We start from the raw sequence: 19,686 nt of genomic DNA on the forward strand, positions 1-19,686 counted from the left end.
CAATTTTGAAATTGCTGTTTTTATTTTACATAATTTTGGGTATGTTAGTCGTGATCGAGTTGGCTGTGATGGTAGCCGTAGACAAAGTAAATAACAGTTCCAATTACTAGCCAAATGACAGCCATTAGATATACTTCAGAACTTAAATGACAAATCATAAAGATACAGATTAAACTAGAAATAATAGGTAAGTATGGATAACCTGGAACTTTGAAGCCATCGTTGGTAATATCTGTTCTTTTTCTTAGTTTTAAAATACCGAAAGATACTAACGTAAAGGCAAAAAGAGTACCGAAGTTAACCAAGTTAGCTAATTGATCTACTGAGAAGAATGCTGCACCAAGAGCAATAATAATAGTTACTACTACTAATGCGTTTTGAGGAGAATTGTGTTTTTTGTCTAACTTGCTGAAAGTAGTTGGAAGCAGGCCATCTCTAGCCATGGCATAAATTAAACGAGAACTTGAATAAATCATAGTCAACATCATAGTAGCCATTCCGAGCATTGCCCCAAATGACAGCAATTCTGCCACCCAATTTTGGTGAACGTATTGTAAAGCAAAAGCAACAGGGTTAGAAACGTTTAATTTGGTATAGTTAACCATTCCTGTTAAGACAATTGATACGCCAAAGTATAGCAGAGCCGCAATTGCTAAAGTACCAATAATTCCTAGTGGCATGTTTTTCTTAGGATTTTTAACTTCGGCAGCGGAAGAAGAAACTACATCGAATCCAAGAAAGGCAAAGAAAACCGTGGTTGCTCCCTTGATTACGCCTGAAAAATGATATGGCAAAAATGGATGATAATTTGCTGGTTTAATAAAGTGTAAGCCGGCAAAGATGAAAATTAAGATAATAGCAATTTTGATAAATACTGCTACGATATTGATCTTAATTGAATTTTTCATTCCTCGAGAAAGCAAAATACTGATCAAGAGAATGATTAAAACGGACACTAGGTCAAAATAAACACCATGACTTAGATCCATTGGCCCTGAAACGGCATGGGGAATTTTGAGGCCGAATGGACTAATAAAAGAGCTGAAATAAGAGGACCAACCAGCGGCTACTGTAGCTACAGAGAGCATGTATTCAAGAATTAAAGCCCAACCGATAATCCAGCCGGCAAATTCACCGTACACAATATTCCCGTATGAATAGGCACTACCAGCAACTGGAATAGCTGAAGCAAATTCGGCGTAACACATCCCTGCAAGCGCACAAACTATAGCAGCTACTACGAATGATAAACTTACACCTGGCCCGGCTAGGGTAGCGGCTACTGTTCCTGGTAAGATGAAAATCCCAGTACCAATTACAGCACCTACCCCGAGGGACATTAAGTCTACTGCATTCATTGTCTTGGCAAATTTAATATCTTTACCTAGATAATTTTGAATGCTTTGTTTTCTGAAAATATTAAATCTCATTACATCATCCCTTAAAATAAAGTTAGATTAATTTTACATTATATTTTTAATTTTTTGAAGAATAAAAAGCCCTATTTTGCAATAAATAGGACTTTTTGTGTTAATTCTTAATTTTTTGTTTGTACCACTTGAATGAAAAGCAGATCATTGTGACCACACTTAAGCCGGCAATGATTAAAGAGTATTCTTCAAAGATAGTAACAATAACTTGCCATTTTTCTCCCATGTATGAACCTAAAGCTACTAAAATTGTATTCCAGACTAGGCTTCCTAAGGTAGTGTAAATTAAGAACTTAGACATTTTTACTTTTGCGGTTCCTGCTGGAATAGAGATTAAGCTTCGTACGACAGGGATGCAGCGTCCGTAGAAAATAGCGCCTGTGCCATACTTATCAAACCAATTAATGGCCTTTTGTACATCTCCTCTTTTAAAGCCAAGCATTTTGAACGCTTTGTGATCTATGATGCGTTCTAAACGTTCTTCATTTAGGAACCAACCAACACCGTATAAAATTAAGGCTCCAAGTACTGCACCAATAGTAGAGGCAATAATTGTTCCCACAACTGTCATTTGTGAGTGGTGTGTAGCAAAGCCAGCGAAAGAAAGAATTACTTCGGAAGGAATTGGCGGAAAAACGTTTTCGATAGCAATTAGAAAACTGATGGCCATGTAGCCAAATTGGTTGATTAAGTCAAAAACAAAATTAGTCATCATGTATCCTCTATATTTCTATATCAATGTACATTTAATTTAGCAAATTTTGATATAAATAGCTATGGCTTGTGAGCAAAGTTAATATCTTCTTAAAAAAGCTGTGGTACACTATTACATACGAATTTTTGTTAGGATGAGAATAATGGCAACACAATTAATTGAAAATAAATTAAAACTTTTGCCAGAGAAACCGGGCTGTTATTTGATGAAAGATATTAATGGTACGGTTATTTATGTTGGCAAATCTAAAAATCTAAAAAATAGAGTACGTTCTTATTTTAAAAGCAAACAAGTAGGACGAAGGGCAGAACTTGTTCGTGAAATTAGAGATTATGACATCATTACTGTTTCTACAGACAAAGAAGCCTTTTTATTAGAAATTACTTTAATCAAGAAATACCAACCATATTACAATGTGCAATTAAAGCAAGGGACAGGCTATCCGTATATTGAAATTACACGGGAACATGATCCTCAGACACGTTTAACAAGTATTGTACGTAAAGATGGTGGCTACTATTTTGGGCCTTATCCCAATGTCTATGCTGCACAGGCTACCTTGAAGTTTATTCAAAAAGTTTTTCCATTAAGACGCTGTCATGGTTATCAAGGACGCCCATGTCTTTATTATCATATGGGGCAATGCTTAGGTGCTTGCTTTAAAAAGGTTCCTCAAAAGGAGTACGATGAGCAGATTAAAAAGATCAAACGTTTTTTGAATGGAGATATCGGTGCAGTTAAGCAAGATTTAACTCAAAAAATGGAGCAGGCTTCTGAACAGCTTGAATTTGAAAGAGCTGCGGAGATACGTGATCAGTTAAAATATATTGAAGAAACTGTTGAAAAGCAGAAAATTATTTCTAATGATAATACTCAACGTGATATTTTTAACTATTATGTTGATAAATCATGGATTTCTATTCAGATTTTCTTCTTGCGTCAGGCCAAATTATTGCGGCGTGAGACGCGCATGTTTCCATTGACTGACACCACTGATCCAGAAGACGCCTTTACTTCTTTTATTGTGCAATTTTATGGTCAAAAAAACCGTGTTCTTCCTAAAGAAGTATTGATTCCAGCAGGATTTGATAATGCTACTTTAGCAGAGGTTTTAACAGTACCGGTTAGAACTCCTCAGCGTGGTCAAAAGAAGTCCTTGCTTGATATGGCTAAAGACAATGCTAAGTTGAAGTTAGACGATAAGTTTAGATTATTAGAACTAGGCAACCGTAAGACCAAAGGTGCCCAAAAAGAAATCTTCGATGCACTAGGCTTGCCATATGGCCACATTATTGAAAGTTTTGACCACTCGCACATTCAAGGAGCAGATCCAGTTTCTGCTTTAGTAGTATTCAAAGATGGAGAACCTGATAAAACGGCTTACCGTAAATATAAGTTAAAAGGCGAAGTTGAACATCAAAACGGAGGCGATGAAGTTCGCAATACCCGTGAAGTTGTTCGCCGTCGATATGGTCGTTTATTGCGCGAACATAAGAAGATGCCAGATTTGATTTTGATGGACGGTGGTCAAATTCAGGTTGATGCTTGTGAGGATGTTTTGCGTAATGAGCTTAATTTAAATATTCCGGTAGCGGGTATGGTAAAGGATGACAAACATCGGACTAACCATTTGCTGTTTGGTGATCCGATTAACGGCGTGCCATTAAAACTAATACCGTTGAATCCAAAATCTGAAGGCTTTTATTTAATGACTCGAATTCAGGATGAAGTTCACCGTTTTGCCATCACTTTTCACCGTAGAAGACATGCTAAAAATGCTTTATCTAGCCGGTTAGATTCAATTAAGGGAATTGGACCCAAGAGCCGGAATAAGTTATTGCGCAAGTTTGGTTCCTTGAAGAAAATTAAAGAAGCATCAGTGGATGATTTGCGTGCAGCAGGGTTGACATTACCCCAAGCACAAACTGTAAAATTAATGTTGTAAAACCCAGAATTCGCGCTGTTGAGCGTATTTGTGTGGTATAGTATAAAAGTTAGATTGAGACGGAAGGAAGAGATAAACATGCCTACATTTGTTGATCAGACTAAAATTGAAGTCCAAGCCGGAAAAGGCGGCGATGGCATGGTGGCTTTCCGCCATGAAAAATATGTTCCAAATGGCGGACCAGCAGGCGGTGATGGCGGCCGCGGCGGCAGCATTATTTTTGTTGCAGATAGTGGTTTGCGTACTTTAATGGATTTCCGTTACCGACGCAAGTTTAAAGCCGATAGTGGTGAAAATGGTCGAATAAAATCCCAATATGGTCGTGCAGCTAAGGACCTCTACTTGAAGGTACCTGTGGGGACAACCGTTTATGATTTTAATACTGGTGAATTAATTGGCGACCTAGTTGAAAAGGGCCAAGAGTTAGTAGTAGCAAAAGGCGGCCGCGGTGGCCGTGGTAATATTCACTTTGCTACGAGTGTAAATACCGCTCCTGAAATTGCAGAAAATGGTGAACCTGGTGAAGACAGAGTTTTACGTCTTGAGTTAAAGCTCTTGGCTGATGTTGGTTTAGTAGGATTCCCATCAGTGGGTAAATCTACTTTATTGTCAGTAACCACTAAGGCTAAGCCAAAGATTGCAGCCTACCAATTTACTACTTTAACTCCTAACTTGGGAATGGTAATTCTACCAGATGGTCGTGACTTTTCAATGGCCGATTTGCCAGGTTTAATTGAAGGAGCTAGCCAAGGCGTAGGACTTGGTATTCAATTTTTGCGTCACGTTGAAAGAACTAAGGTAATTTTGCACTTAGTGTCAATGGACCCTAATAATGGTCGTGAAGCAATTGAAGACTATCACACCATCAAAAACGAGCTGAAAAATTACGAAACAGATTTATCCAAAAAACGAGAACTAATTGTTGCCTCTCAAATGGATATTCCTGGTGCGGAAGAAAAGCTTGCCGCATTTAAGAAGGCGTTAAAAGAAGAGGAAAACAATGAACCTGTTTATGAAATTTCCAGTGTAACTCATAAAGGTGTCAATAAGCTTATGAATGATACTGCAACGCTTGTTGAAGAAGTAGAAAAAGAGCGTGCAGAAGAAGAGCCTAAGGTTGTACAAAAGACCAAGGAATACAAGTATCAGGCACCACAAAAGAATGAATTTACTATTGAAAAAGTTGGAGAACACGAATTTGTTGTTAAGGGCGAACAGTTAGAAAGATTAGTTCAAATGACTAACTTGGATCACCAAGACGGAATTATGCGCTTAGCAAGACGTCTTAAGAGATTAGGCGTTGATGATGCATTGCGTGAAAAGGGAGCAGTTAATGGTGACGATGTCGCCATCGGCAAATTTGTCTTTGAATTCGTACAATAAGGGTAGAAATGAATATGAGAAGAAATCGGTTTATTACAGGATATTCTGGACTTAGAACATTAGCAGTTATAGGAGTAATACTTTATCACTTTGATCCTAATTCTTTTATCGGCGGGTATCTAGGAGTGCCGATTTTTTTCGTTTTGTCAGGCTATTTAGTGACCGATCATATGCTTAATTCATATGATCAAACTGGTTCTTATAACAATCGCCATTTTTATTTGAATAGAATTAAGAGACTTTATCCGCAATTAATTGCAGTATTATGGATAAGCGCAACATATATTTTTCTTTTTCAAAGGAATTTATTAGCTAAACTAAATCAAATTGTTTTTGCTAATTTGCTAAATGTCTTTAATTTTTGGCAAATAAATAATGGTCAAAGCTATTTTGAACGTTTTGCCAATAATGAATCGCCGTTTACGAACTTGTGGACGATGTCCATCGAAGGACAATTTTATATAATATGGCCGTTAGTCATCTTTTTGTTAGTCAAATTAGTTAAAAAGAAGAAACGAATTTTTTACTTCTTATTAGCGCTATCTTTTTTGTCAGCATTAGAAATGGCAATATTATATTTAACTAAAACTGACATTAATCGAATTTATTACGGAACAGATACTCGATTTTTCTCATTAGGATTGGGAGCCGCTTTAGCTGTTATTTGGCCGGTAGAGGTGTTAAATCCAGAAGTGCCAAAGCAAGATAGAATCATATTAGACTTAGTAGGTCTTGTTTCCTTTATTTTGCTTTTGGTAATGTATTTTGCTAAGGCGATGAATCCACAACAAGCATTTGCATATTGTGGTGGGATGCTGCTATTTTCATTGATTGTGTGCATTTTTGCTGGAGTAATTGCACATCCAAGCAGTCATTGGAATCAAATTATGACTAATAAGCTTTTTGATTGGATCGGTTCAAGAAGTTATGGCATTTATCTTTATCAATTCCCAGTAATGATTTTCTTTGAATCTAAAATTAATAACCTGGGCGATCATCCCGTCATGTATCGAATCATTGAATTGATTTTAATTTTAACTATTAGTGAAATAACATACCGTTTAATCGAGCGGCCAATGAGTAAGATTACTTGGAAGAAGACCAAACAATATTTTGCTCATGTTTTCGATATGCAAGCTAGAAATTATGTGAAGAAAGGTCAAGCCGTATTAGCCGCATTTGTGATAATATTTGGCAGCATTGCTATTGCGATTTCTCTTCATGTTAAAGCAGAAGATTTTAATAAAAGTCAGTTAGCGCAAAGAATAAATCGTAACGCTAAAAAACAAAAGTCAGATAATGCTAAATTAATTGAAAAGTTAAAAAAGCAGAAAAAGCAGAAAAAACAAAAAGAAAATGAATCAAAAATTATAAAAGAAGCGGCTGAGAAAGCAAAAAGTAATCCAGTTAATCAATCATATGTTAAATATGGTATTTCTCAACTTGATTTGGAATTAGCACAAAAAATTCAGGTAACTGCGATCGGGGATTCCGTCATGGCAGGATCAAGCAATGATCTTAAGCAGCTAATGCCTAAAGCTTTGATTGACGCCGCAGTATCTCGTCAATTAAATGTGGCCTTTGGTTTGTTAGATAGTTATAAGAGACAGGGTGTCTTAGCCGACAACGTGCTGATTGGCTTAGGTACGAATGGCCCATTTTCAATGGATGATTTAAATAGGATTATGCAAGAAGTTGGACCTAAACGAAAAGTATTTTGGATCAATGTTCATGTACCAACTCGTGATTGGCAAAGACCAGTAAATGATTTGCTAAAGCAAGGTGCAAAACGATATCATAATCTTATAGTCATTGACTGGTATTCATATTCAAAGAATCATCCTAAATGGTTTTATGATGACCATACTCATCCGAATATTAAGGGTTCTAAATATTACAGTACCTTTATCACTAAGACAATTATTAAGCATTCAAAGTTTTAAGTTTAGAATAGGATTTTCATGGAATTACAATTTTTGGGCACTGGAGCAGGACAGCCGTCTAAACAGCGTAATGTTTCAAGTGTCGCGCTTAAGTTATTAGATGAATTAAATGAAATTTGGCTATTTGATGTTGGAGAGGCTACTCAACATCAAATTTTGAGAACAAATATTAGATTAAGAAAAGTTACGAAAATTTTTATTTCGCATAATCATGGTGATCATATTTTTGGCTTACCAGGACTTCTTTCAACTCGATCGTTTCAAGGGGATGTAGGTCCATTAACTATTTATGGTCCTGCTGGTATTGAACAATTTGTTAAAATTTCATTGAAAGTATCAAGAACTAAAGTATCGTATCCAATTAAATTTGTGGAATTATCTAAACCAGGTTTAATTTGTCAGGATAAGGGATTTCGTGTTTATACTGATCGATTAGATCACAGAATACCTAGTTTTGGATTTAGAGTAGTGGAAGATTCTCACCCTGGTGAACTTTTAATTGATAAACTAGCAAAGTATAATATTCCTAACGGCCCACTTCTGGGTAAATTAAAACGAGGTGAGCAAGTTACTTTAGCTGATGGAACGGTGCTAAATGGCAAGGACTTTTTAGGTGCTGAAAAGCCAGGTAGAATTGTCACCATTATTTACGATACTCGGTCTACACCAAGTATTGCTCGTTTGGCAAAGGATGCTGATGTTTTAATTCATGAGTCAACTTTTGCCGGGAATGAAGCTAAGCTGGCTCATAGTTATTACCATTCAACTTCTGTTCAAGCAGCTAAAATTGCTAAAGAGGAAAATGTTAAGAAGCTATGCTTGAGTCATATTTCTGCTCGTTATATGGGTAGCAAGGCCAAAAAACTTGAGAGTCAAGCTAAGAAGGTTTTCCCGAATACAATATTAGTTAATGATTTTGATCAAGTTAATATTCCAATGAAAGGTTCAGAAGAATGAAAGATTCATTAAGAAATAAAGTTGTTATTGTTACTGGTGCTTCAAGCGGTATTGGTCGTTCAATTGTTCTTGAAAGTGCTGGCCGCGGTGCTACCGTCATTTTGATTGCTAGAAGAAAAGAACGTCTGGACGAAATTGCGGCAGAAGCTAGAGAATTATCTGGTGCAGAAGCTTACGTTTTCCCGACAGATATGGGCAAGCCTGATGATATTGAAAAGGCTTTTGATGAAATCACCAAGCAAGTTAAGCATATTGATTTCTTAGTTAACTGTGCAGGCTTTGGTAAGTTCGAAGAATTTATGGAACAAAAGATGCAAGATGTAACCAACATATTCCAAGTAAATGTTTTAGGTTTGATGTACTTCACTAGATTGGTCGGTCGCGTCATGATGGAACAAGAGACCGGTCAAATCATTAACTTCGGTTCAATTACTGGTAAAGTTCCAACTACTAAGTCAGCTGCTTACAGCGCTTCTAAGGCTGCAGTTATTCAATTCTCAAATGTACTGCGTCTAGAACTTAAGCCATTCGGTGTTAAAGTGATGACAGTTAACCCAGGTCCTGTTTACACTAACTTCTTTAACATTGCTGATAAGACAGGCAACTATGTGGAAAATGTACAAGAGTTTATGCTTGATCCAGATGATGTAGCTTGGCAAGTTGTCCATTTCTTTGGCAGCGATAAGCGTGAACTTAATTTGCCATTAAGCTTGGCTGTATTGGCAAAACTTTACAACTTATTCCCAGCACTTGGTGATAAGCTTTCTTTAAAATTTGCTTCTAGAAAGTAATTGGAAATGGAAAAAGAGAAGAATCTAATTATAGGCTCAATTATCGCTTTAATTGCGGTAATTTTCGTCGTTCTAAATACCGCACCAGTAGCAATTAATTTTGGCTTTTTTAAAGTTAGATTGCCATTAATCGTTATTTTGGTAGTGATGGTAATTATTGGGATGATTATTGCTTGGTTTTTCGGCCGTGATAAAAAAGAGAAAGATAAGCAATATTTCGGTTCAATTTTAAATAAAAACAAGAAGAACCAAGAATAGATCTTGATTTATTCTTAATTGAATAGTATGATTGAATCACGTGAGTAATTCAGGGTTAATTAATCCTGAAGCTTAAGACTACAATAAAGGAGATCAATTAAATGGCAGTTCCTGCAAGACATACTTCTAAACAAAAGAAACGTTCACGTCGTGGTCATATTAAGTTGAGTGTTCCAGCAATGCACTATGATGCAACTACTGGTGAATACCGCTTAAGCCACCGTGTTTCACCAAAGGGTTATTACAAGGGTCGTCAAGTTGTAAATAACAACGATAACGGCAATAACTAATTAAAAGGCACCTGGAATGATGGTGTCTTTTTTTATGCCTAAGAAAAGGAAACAGAAAGATGAAATTAGTATTTTTACACTCTAGTGATACTCATGGCTTTTTACTGCCAACAGATTATCAAAATAAAACTGATTATAATGCACCTTTTAGTTTAAGCAGAGTTAGTTCAGTGATTAAAGCTGAAAAGAAAAAGTATGGTGATAATAATGTTGTTGTCACTGATGCTGGTGATTGCCTTCAAGGTTCTCCACTTGCTTCATATGCTCATTCTACTGGTGATTATAGTGATTTACGCAAATTTACTGAAGCATATAATGCAGTAGGGTATGATGCACGTTGTTTGGGTAATCATGATTTTAATTTTGGATTAGATTATTTAAGCTATTACGTTGATAATAATAAGGCTCCAATTATTAATGACAATGTTTTAGATGCTGAAACTAAGGTGCCGTTTTTTGGTCGTGAATATATCATCATTAAGAGAAACGGCTTAAAGATTGGTATTTTAGGTATTACCACTCAATATATTCCTCATTGGGAACCTAAAGAAAATGTGGCTGGTCTAGAATTTGCATCCGCATATGAAAAGATTAAGCATTATGCCAAAATTTTACGGCCACAAGTAGATATTTTAGCTGTAATGTACCACGGTGGATTTGAAAGTGATCCAGAAACTGGCGAAGCTACTGAGCCACATCGTGGTGAAAATGAAGGCTATAAGATTTTAACTGAAATTCCTGAAGTAGATGTCTTTTTAACTGGTCACCAACACCGTCGTTTGAATGTAGTTACTAAAAATACTGCAATTGTTCAACCAGGTTATCGCGGAGAAGCAGTTGCGGAAGTAATTGTAGATGTTGATGATAACACTAAGAAAATTACCAATATGACTACTAAGTTGATTGATACTAAGGACTATGATCCAGATCCTGCTGTAGTCGAGAAAAGTGCCGATTTAGACAAGAGAACTCAAGAATGGTTAGACAAGCCTATAGCTCACTTAAATAAGCCTGCACGGATTGAAAATGCCATGAAAGGCCGCATTGAGGGGGCACCATTCATCAACTTGATTCAACAAATGCAATTATGGTTTACAAAAGCCGATGTCTCTGCCACTGCTGTTATGAGTGAAAATGCTAAAGGTTTTAATGAGACAGTTACTATGCGTGATGTTTTGTTAAACTATCCATATGCTAACCAACTTTGTCGCGTTAAACTGACTGGTAAAGAATTGCGTCATATTATTGAACATAGCGCTGGCTTTTTGAAGAAAGACAAAGATGGCAAGATTGGCTTCATCGATCGCTGGATTAAACCTAAGCCAATGCTTTATCATTTTGATGTCTTTTATCCAGTTGAATATGAAGCTGATTTATCTAAGCCAGAGGGTGAACGTCTGACTAAGCTTACTTTGCATGACAAGCCAATTGAAGACGATAAGATTTATCATTTAGCTGTCAATAATTATCGTGCAATGGGTGGTGGATTCTATCCTGAATACAGTATGGACAAAATCGAAATGACACTTGATAAAGATTATGTTCAAATGTTTAGCGAATACTTAACTCATGGCGATGTACAAGTAGACACCAAGAAAAACTATAAATTCTATTAAGAAGACAAAAAACACGTGAGAACTTTGAAATTCTCACGTGTTTTAATTTTAAAATAATTATTTTAACTTACTGTATTTACTGTTGTCTTTGTGTGAATGAGCAGTAATAGTTGCAATAATTGCTGAGAAAAGAATGCCGAAGATAAGGCCAACGACCAAGCAAGTTTTGACATCGTTAGCGTTGAATGAGGCACTTTGAGTTAAAGGACCAGCAATAAAGCCTACAACAAACATGTAGATTATGCTCCATACAATTGTGACTAGATATCGACCCATATTGATTCCTTCTTTCGGATAGAATTTTATCAAAAATAAGGCGCAATTTCAAACGAGATTAATGCAATTTGTTATACTTAATTTGATAAATTTCTGCAGTGAAAGGTGGTTATTTTATGCAAGTAGCAACACTTCAAAACCTAAGTTCGTTTACTTTGCTAGATAGTCCTACAAAAGTTCCAGATTTAATCGAAATGGCCAAGAAACGAGGCTATCAGGCAGTAGGATTAGCTGATGTAAACGTAACATATGGCTTGGTCAATTTTTATGAATTGGCTAAAAAAGCGGGAATTAAGCCACTTTTAGGGATGCAGCTGCGTTTAAATGGTTTAGTTGATAGTACGCAGAAATATGACTTGCTTGCGTTTGCTAAAACAAATGCGGGGTACCATAACTTATTGCGTTTATCGAGTGCGATTAATCTACTAACTGAAAATGGACAAAATAATAATGTCTTAACTCTAAGAGATTTAAGCAAGTATTTGACTGATTTATTGCTCGTTGTGCCTGCAAATACTAAAAGCGAATTATTGTACTTATTTGAGACAAATAAGCAATTAGGTAGTGATTTAATTCGAGATTTGAAAGAATTAACGCCTGATCTTTATTTAGGCGTGTATGCTAATCAAAGTATGCAGAATTATATTGATTATGTGCGCAGTTTAAGCAAGCAATTTGATTTACCCTTACTTGCAACTGAAGATAGCGAATACTTAAATCCACATGATCAATTTTTACAAAAAACTTTGCATGCTATTGCTACAGGAAATAAAATTCAGGATGTGCTGCCTTTAGCTAAGCAAGAAGGATCACATTACTTAGTTGAAGCAGAGCAATTGCTTCAGCGATACCATGAATTTGATCTGGATGATGCAGTGAATAATACATGGCAAGTTGCTGAAAAATGCAATGCAGAAGTTGTTTTTCAGAAGCCTGTTTTACCCAAATATCACCAAAAAAGGTTTGCAACTTCAGAAGAATATTTGCATTACTTGGCTCAAACTGGCTTACAGCAACGCTTTGGTCAAAATAAAATTCCAGCAGAATATCAAAAACGGTTGAATTATGAACTGCGCGTCATTAATCAAATGGGGTTTGATGACTACTTTTTGATTGTATGGGACGTGATTAATTATTGTCATCGTGTTCAAATTACGACTGGACCAGGACGGGGTTCAGCATGTGGTTCGTTAGTTTCTTATTCATTACGAATTACCGAAGTTGATCCAATTGAATACAACTTGCTGTTTGAACGTTTTTTGAATCCAGCTCGTCATGAAATGCCGGATATTGATTTGGATATTCCTGATGTTCAAAGAGATACTGTAATTAAGTATATGTATCAAAAATATGGCATGGATCATGCGGCACAGATTTTGACATTTGGTACGCTAGCAGCAAAGCAAGCATTGCGTGATGTAGGCCGAGCATTTGGCTTAACAATGGTCGAAATTAAGAAATGGGCAGATGCGATTCCATATTCAAAGGGCAAGATTACGTTAAAAGATGCATATCAACAGTCAAGGGAGTTGCGTTTATTAGTCGATGCTACACCCGAAAACAAATTGCTCTTTAAAACAGCTTTAGGTCTAGAAGGATTGCCGCGCCATTACTCTATTCATGCTGCAGGATTAGTGATTAGCGATAATTCAATCGCAGGAATTTCAGGATTGCAAGCGGGTCCGTTAGGGATACCGGTTACGCAACAGACTAAAAAATACGTTGAATCTTTGGGTCTCCTTAAGATCGATTTCTTAGGGTTGCGTAATCTAACTGTGCTAGGCAATATTTTGAATTTGATTCGCCAGCAAGGAATAAAGATCGATCCTAATCAAATTCCTTTAAATGATGCGCAAACTTTGCAGCTATTTCAACAAGGAAAAACGGATGCAGTCTTTCAATTTGAATCTGGAGGAATTCGCCAGGTTTTGCGCAAATTGCATCCCGATAATTTTGAAGACTTAGTAGCGGTGAATGCTTTATATCGTCCGGGTCCTATGCAAAATATTGATGCCTTTGTCAGAAGAAAAAATGGGCAAGAAGCAGTTAGATATCCTGATCCTAGTTTAAAAAAAATATTGCAGCCAACATATGGCATCTTGGTTTATCAAGAACAGGTAATGCAAACAGCGCAAATTTTAGCTGGCTTTTCTTTAGGCGAGGCTGATATTTTGCGGCGGGCCATGTCTAAGAAAAAGCAAGATGTAATTGAACAGGAAAAAGGTAAGTTTATTGCTGGAACAATTAAACAAGGTCATACCAAGGCCGTAGCTGAACGGGTATATCAATATATAGAGCAATTTGCCAATTATGGTTTTAATCGTTCACATGCTGTTGCTTATACTAAGATTGCTTACTGGCTAGCTTACTTAAAAGTCCATTATCCTGCTGCGTTTTATACGGCAATGCTAAATTCAGCAGCTGGAGCTAAAGCTCAGGATTATATTATGCAGGCACAGGAAGCTAATATTAAAATTCTGCCCCCTGACATTAATTACAGCAGCCTTGAATATACCTTGAAAGACAAAAAGATTTTAGTAGGGTTAAAGGCTATTAAAGGCTTGCGGGTTGATTTTGCTAAAGAGATTGCCGATAACACCACGCCGTATAAATCATTAAATGATTTTCTTCGCCGAATAGATCCTAAGTTTTTGCAGGTTGATGCTATTAAAGCCTTGATCATGGCCGGAGCCTTTGATCAGCTTGAAAGGAATCGTAACGAATTGCTGATTAATTGCGATGAAATAATTGCTAATGTGCAATTGACAGGCCAAAATATTTCTTTATCTGAGATATTGGGGGATGCTCCGCTTAAGCCAGCAGAAGAGCCAACGAGTGCAGAAAAAGTTGAAATGGAAGAAAAAGTTTTAGGTTTTGCCACAACTACGTCACCATTAATTGCTGTTCAAAAATTTGCTCAAAAATTCAATAGTAGGCCGCTCAATCAATTCCAATTAAATGAATCGGGAGTTGGAGTTGGTAAATTGATCCGATTTAAACAAATTAGAACTAAAAACGGTAAGAATATGGCTTTTGCTAGCTTTGCTGATACTTCTGGAGAGCAAGAGGTTGTGATTTTTCCCCGCATTTATGAAAAATTTGGCACAGAGTTAAAGGTAGGAGATATTTATTTATTGGGATTACGTGTACAAGGAGACCGTTTTGATCAAAATAAAAAGCAATATTTACTTACCAATTTGCGAAAAGTAAATTTTAAAGAATAATTTTAGACAAGAGGAATTTATTTCTTGCCATACATGTAAGTGCTAACATTTTTTAAATAAAAATAAACCGTAATTTAGCCCAATTTTTGTGAGATTTTTGGGTGAAAAAATGTTAATATTTATTTGATGTGAGAAATTACACAAAATAATCATGATGAGGTGAATTCATGAAACGGATTGGTATTTTAACTAGTGGTGGAGACGCCCCTGGTATGAATGCAGCAATTAGAGCTGTCACCAAGACTGCTATCCATCATGGACTTGAAGTCTTTGGAATTCGTTATGGTTTCGCTGGTTTGGTTGCAGGTGACTTTGTTCCGCTTACTACGGAAAATGTTGACCACAAGATAAGTGAAGGCGGTACATTCTTGTACAGTGCCCGCTTCCCTGAATTTGCACAAGAAGAAGTGCAACAAAAGGGTGTTGAGCAATTAAAGAAGCATGGTATTGATGCAGTTATCGTTATTGGCGGTGATGGATCATACCATGGTGCTTTAGCCTTGACTCGCCACGGCGTAAACTCAGTTGGTTTACCAGGAACTATCGATAATGATATTCCTTATACTGACTACACGATTGGCTTTGATTCTGCTTGTCGTACTGCTATGGACGCAATCGATAAGATTCGCGACACAGCAAGTAGTCACCACCGCGTCTTCGTTGTTAACGTAATGGGACGTGAATGTGGTGACATCGCTATGCGTGTTGGTGTAGCTAGTGGTGCAGATGCAATTGTTATTCCTGAACGTCCATACGACGTAAAAGAAATTGCAGAAACTATCACTCGTGGTTTTGCAGATGGCAAAGATCATGGTATCATTGTTTTAGCAGAAGGTGTCATGACCGCTGATAAGTTTAAGGATGAATTACTTAAATACGGCGATTTTGATGCTCGTGCTAATGTCCTTGCGCATATGCAACGTGGTGGCTCACCAACTGTCACAGATAGAGTAAATGCTACTAAGATGGGTAACTATGCTGTTAAGTTGCTTCTCGATGGGAAGGGCGGTTTAGCTGTCGGCATGGAGAATGGTCAACTTGGTACCCACGACATTCTTGATCTGTTTGACGGAAAGCACCATGGCGATTATGCGTTGTTGGATGTAAATGAAGAAATGACTAAATATTAATTTAGTTGATTTTTGGAGAGGATTTTTTTAATAATGAAGAAAACTAAGATTGTTAGTACTTTAGGACCAGCTTCAAACGATATTGAAACTATTACTGCTTTAGCTAAAGCTGGTGCAAACGTATTCCGTTTCAACTTCTCACACGGTGACCACCCAGAACACCTTGCTCGTATGAAGATGGTTCGTCAAGTGGAAAAGGATACTGGTTTGCTTCTTGGTATCGACCTTGACACTAAGGGTGCTGAAATCAGAACCACTGAACAAGAAGGTGGTAAGTTTACTATTAATACCGGTGACATGATCCGTGTATCAATGGACGACACTAAGAAGGGTAACAAGGACATGATCCACGTTACCTACGAAGGTTTGTACGATGATACTCACGTTGGTGGTCACGTATTAATCGATGATGGTTTGGTTGACCTTTTGATCAAGGAAAAGGACGACTCAAAGAGAGAATTAGTCTGTGAAGCTCAAAACACTGGTGTTATCGGCTCAAAGAAGGGTGTTAACGCTCCTGGTGTTGAAATTCGCCTTCCAGGTATCACTGAAAAGGATACTGACGACATTAAGTTCGGTTTACAATACGGTATTAACTTCATTACTGCTTCATTTGCACGTAAGGCTCAAGACATCTTAGACATCCGTAAGCTTTGTGAAGAAGCTGGTGCAGATTACGTTAAGATCTTCCCTAAGATTGAATCACAAGAAGGTATTGACAACGCTGACGAAATCTTACAAGTTTCAGATGGTTTGATGGTTGCTCGTGGTGACATGGGTGTTGAAATTCCATTCATGGAAGTTCCATTTGTACAAAAGAGCTTAATCCGCAAGGCTAACGCACTTGGTAAGCCAGTTATTACTGCTACTCAAATGCTTGACTCAATGCAAGAAAACCCACGTCCAACTCGTGCCGAAGTTTCTGACGTTGCTAACGCTGTTCTTGATGGTACTGACGCAACTATGCTTTCAGGTGAATCAGCAAACGGTCTTTACCCAGTTAAGGCTGTTAAGGCAATGGCTGAAATTGACGAACGTACTGAAAAGCAAATGCTTAAGCGTAACACTTTAGCACTTCAAAGATTCGAAGCTTACAAGGGTTCAAATGTAACTGAAGCTATCGGTGAATCAGTTGTACGTACTGCTCAAGAATTAGGTGTTAAGACTATCATTACTGCAACTAACTCAGGTTACACTGCACGTATGATTTCTAAGTACCGTCCAAACGCAGACATCATTGCTTTGACTTTCGATGAAAAGATCCAACACTCATTGGGTATCGTTTGGGGTGTACAACCATTATTGACTGAAAAGCCTAAGTCAACTGATGATATGTTTGAAGTAGCTGCTAAGGTAGCTAAGGAAAAGGGCTTTGTTAAGGATGGCGACCTTGTAATCATCGTTGCTGGTGTTCCAGTTGGTGACTCAGGTACAACTAACTTGATGAAGTTACAAATCATCGGTAACAAGCTTGTTCAAGGTTTAGGTGTTGGTAACGGTTCAGTTATCGGCAAGACTGTTGTAGCAAACTCAGCTGAAGAAGCTAACAGCAAGGTTAAGGAAGGCGACATCTTAGTTGCTAAGACTACTAACCCAGACTACAACCCAGCTATCAAGAAGGCTTCAGGTTTAGTTGTTGAAGCTTCAGGTTTGACTTCACACGCAGCAGTTATCGGTTTATCATTAGGTATCCCAGTTGTTGTTGGTGCAACTAACGCTACTGAAAAGATTTCTGATGGTTCAACTATTACTGTTGATGCTCGTCGTGGTGCTATCTACCAAGGCGAAATCTCAAACCTTTAATTAAAAGATAAAATAAAAATAGATTAGCTAATCAAAAAAATAGTCAGCTTTCGAGCTGGCTATTTTATTTTGCGCAAATATCTTTTATACTTGTATATGAAAGAATATGTAAAGTAGGAGATTATAAACATGCTTGGAACTGTTGCAAAAGGAAAAATAATTGATGAAAATGATAATGCCTATTATGTACAAATTGATGGCACTACTTATGAACTAAAAAAGCAAGAGCTTACCCAAGACGAAATTCCTAAGATCGGTGATGAAATAGAAGGCTTTATTTATGATAATAAGTCTCATGATCGAGAAATGACCCAGTTTTTACCTTTTGCTCAGCCTGATCAATATGGCTGGGGCAAGGTAACAGAAGTTCGACCGGGTTTAGGTGTATTTGTTGATGTCGGATTACCCGATAAAGATGTGGTAGTATCTATGGATGACTTACCACGAGAAAAGGAAAGATGGCCTCGTCGTGATGATCGTCTTTTGGTGCGATTAGAAACCGACTATAAGGATCGAATTTGGGCTAAGTTAGCAGATGAAAATATTTTTGATCAGTTAGCAGCAAACTTTCCGAATGGAATGAATAATGAAAATGTTTTCGGAACTGTTTATGCTAGTCGTGAAATTGGTGCCTTTATTTTAACTAATGATTATTATTTAGGTTTTGTACACGAATCACAAATGCCTCGTCCAATGCGCTTAGGTGAACAGTTTAAGGGCAGAGTTATTGGTATCAGTCAATATGGTCGATTAAATTTAAGTACTTTGCCACGTGCTTTTGAAGAAATTGACGATGATGCTCAGATGATTTTGATGAGTTTGCGCCGAAGAGAGACTAAAACTTTACCATTTTACGATAAATCTGATGCGCAAGATATAAAGCGTTACTTCGGTATTTCTAAATCCGCATTTAAGCGCGCATTAGGTCATTTGCTCAAAGCAGGCTTAATCGAAGAAGATAAAACTGCCGGTGCTATCACTTTAATTAAAGATCCAGAAGAGAATACTGATGGAGAAGAATAAACTACAAGACCAGATTGATGATTATTTACGCTATAGTCAAATTGAACGTGGCCTAAGCAATAATACGATTACTGCTTACCGTCAAGATTTGGAAGAGTACCTGGCTTTTGTAAAAAAAGAGGGTATGAATTCTTGGCCAACAGAGGCTAGCGATGTAGATGCCTTTTTAGCAAGACAATACGATTTAAATAAAGCTACTAGTTCAATTAGTCGGCTCATTTCTAGTATGCGTAAATTTTATCAATGGCTTGCGCGTCAAAACATTCAGAAGTTAAATCCAATGCTTGAAATTGATTTACCTAAAAAAGAGCGACGTCTTCCTGTAGCTCTAAATCAGAAAGAAATTAATGATTTGCTTGCACAACCTGATATTAAAAGAAAATTGGGTTTAAGAGATCGAGCAATATTGGAAACTTTATATGCGACTGGTATGCGTGTAAGTGAATTGATTAATTTGGAATTACAAGACTTACATGAAGATTTGGGTTTAGTTAGAGTATTGGGTAAAGGCTCTAAGGAGCGCTTGATACCGATTAGTTCAGTTGCTTTGCATTGGATAAAGCAATATCAACAAGATGTGCGAGATCCATTAATTTTAAAAGCTGGTCAAAATGATGAGCATATTTTCTTGAATAGTCGAGGCAAGCAACTTACACGGCAGGCAATTTGGCAAATGATAAAAAAATATTGTCAATCTGCTGGAATTACTAAAGATGTTACTCCCCATACATTGCGCCATACGTTTGCAACGCACTTACTTGAAAATGGGGCAGATTTACGGGTAGTGCAAGAGATTTTGGGACACTCAGATATTAGTACTACCCAAATTTACACTAATCTATCTCAAAAACATATTTTACAAGTATATCAAAAGACACATCCTCGTCTTTAGGTGATTAATA

General features: G+C 37.1%; 16 protein-coding genes. 13 read left to right on the top strand and 3 right to left on the bottom strand.

The genetic code is table 11. The features are described from left to right. Positions 1–44 precede the first annotated feature (44 nt). Positions 45–1,430: an APC family permease gene (locus JEM49_RS05670; RefSeq protein ID WP_056945430.1), complete on the bottom strand. Its 1,386-nt coding sequence runs from the start codon at positions 1,428–1,430 to the stop codon at positions 45–47. Positions 1,431–1,530: 100 nt separating this feature from the next. Then, positions 1,531–2,142, bottom strand: a complete 612-nt coding sequence (locus JEM49_RS05675; RefSeq protein ID WP_025005820.1) for a DedA family protein — start codon at positions 2,140–2,142, stop codon at positions 1,531–1,533. A gap of 145 nt (positions 2,143–2,287) precedes the next feature. Between JEM49_RS05675 and uvrC the strand changes: the two genes are divergently transcribed. The 8 genes from uvrC (at position 2,288) to JEM49_RS05715 (ending at position 11,328) form a co-directional block, all read left to right on the top strand. Next, positions 2,288–4,090 carry an excinuclease ABC subunit UvrC gene (gene uvrC, locus JEM49_RS05680; RefSeq protein ID WP_025005821.1) on the top strand — a complete coding sequence of 601 codons (1,803 nt, stop codon included), beginning with the start codon at positions 2,288–2,290 and terminating at the stop codon, positions 4,088–4,090. Positions 4,091–4,168: 78 nt separating this feature from the next. Further along, entirely contained in the window at positions 4,169–5,473 is a 1,305-nt protein-coding gene (gene obgE, locus JEM49_RS05685) for a GTPase ObgE (protein ID WP_025005822.1), read from the top strand. A gap of 14 nt (positions 5,474–5,487) precedes the next feature. After that, positions 5,488–7,416, top strand: a complete 1,929-nt coding sequence (locus JEM49_RS05690; protein ID WP_025005823.1) for an acyltransferase family protein — start codon at positions 5,488–5,490, stop codon at positions 7,414–7,416. Positions 7,417–7,434: 18 nt separating this feature from the next. Then, entirely contained in the window at positions 7,435–8,373 is a 939-nt protein-coding gene (gene rnz, locus JEM49_RS05695) for a ribonuclease Z (RefSeq protein ID WP_201874050.1), read from the top strand. Next, positions 8,370–9,164, top strand: a complete 795-nt coding sequence (locus JEM49_RS05700) for an SDR family NAD(P)-dependent oxidoreductase (RefSeq protein ID WP_025005825.1) — start codon at positions 8,370–8,372, stop codon at positions 9,162–9,164. The genes rnz and JEM49_RS05700 overlap by 4 nt, the downstream gene beginning before the upstream one ends. A gap of 6 nt (positions 9,165–9,170) precedes the next feature. Next, on the top strand, positions 9,171–9,422 hold the full coding sequence (locus tag JEM49_RS05705) for a lipopolysaccharide assembly protein LapA domain-containing protein (RefSeq protein ID WP_025005826.1): 252 nt from the start codon (positions 9,171–9,173) through the stop codon (positions 9,420–9,422). Between the two features lie 101 nt (positions 9,423–9,523). After that, complete coding sequence (gene rpmF / locus JEM49_RS05710) at positions 9,524–9,712, top strand: 50S ribosomal protein L32 (RefSeq protein ID WP_003547064.1); 189 nt, start codon at positions 9,524–9,526, stop codon at positions 9,710–9,712. Between the two features lie 59 nt (positions 9,713–9,771). Next, entirely contained in the window at positions 9,772–11,328 is a 1,557-nt protein-coding gene (locus tag JEM49_RS05715) for a bifunctional metallophosphatase/5'-nucleotidase (RefSeq protein ID WP_201874058.1), read from the top strand. Between the two features lie 57 nt (positions 11,329–11,385). On the opposite strand, the gene JEM49_RS05720 is transcribed toward JEM49_RS05715, so the two are convergent. After that, a complete protein-coding gene (locus JEM49_RS05720) occupies positions 11,386–11,604 on the bottom strand; it encodes a YjzD family protein (protein ID WP_201874062.1) in 219 nt (72 codons plus the stop codon). 116 nt (positions 11,605–11,720) lie between these two features. On the opposite strand from JEM49_RS05720, the gene JEM49_RS05725 reads away from it, so the two are divergent. The 5 genes from JEM49_RS05725 (at position 11,721) to xerD (ending at position 19,676) form a co-directional block, all read left to right on the top strand. Beyond that, on the top strand, positions 11,721–14,828 hold the full coding sequence (locus JEM49_RS05725; protein ID WP_201874064.1) for a DNA polymerase III subunit alpha: 3,108 nt from the start codon (positions 11,721–11,723) through the stop codon (positions 14,826–14,828). Positions 14,829–14,995: 167 nt separating this feature from the next. Continuing rightward, positions 14,996–15,958, top strand: coding sequence for a 6-phosphofructokinase (gene pfkA / locus JEM49_RS05730; RefSeq protein ID WP_025005735.1), 963 nt, complete (start codon positions 14,996–14,998; stop codon positions 15,956–15,958). A 33-nt stretch (positions 15,959–15,991) separates the two neighbouring features. Beyond that, positions 15,992–17,761 (top strand): pyruvate kinase, encoded by a 1,770-nt coding sequence (gene pyk, locus JEM49_RS05735; RefSeq protein WP_025005736.1) that lies wholly within the window; start codon positions 15,992–15,994, stop codon positions 17,759–17,761. 129 nt (positions 17,762–17,890) lie between these two features. Beyond that, positions 17,891–18,784 (top strand): CvfB family protein, encoded by an 894-nt coding sequence (locus JEM49_RS05740; RefSeq protein WP_201874066.1) that lies wholly within the window; start codon positions 17,891–17,893, stop codon positions 18,782–18,784. Then, entirely contained in the window at positions 18,771–19,676 is a 906-nt protein-coding gene (gene xerD, locus JEM49_RS05745; RefSeq protein WP_025005738.1) for a site-specific tyrosine recombinase XerD, read from the top strand. Before JEM49_RS05740 ends, xerD begins: the two co-directional genes overlap by 14 nt. Positions 19,677–19,686: the final 10 nt, after the last annotated feature.

Origin of the sequence: Lactobacillus sp. A27, from assembly GCF_016742815.1 — a bacterium.
GTDB lineage: Bacteria > Bacillota > Bacilli > Lactobacillales > Lactobacillaceae > Lactobacillus > Lactobacillus gallinarum.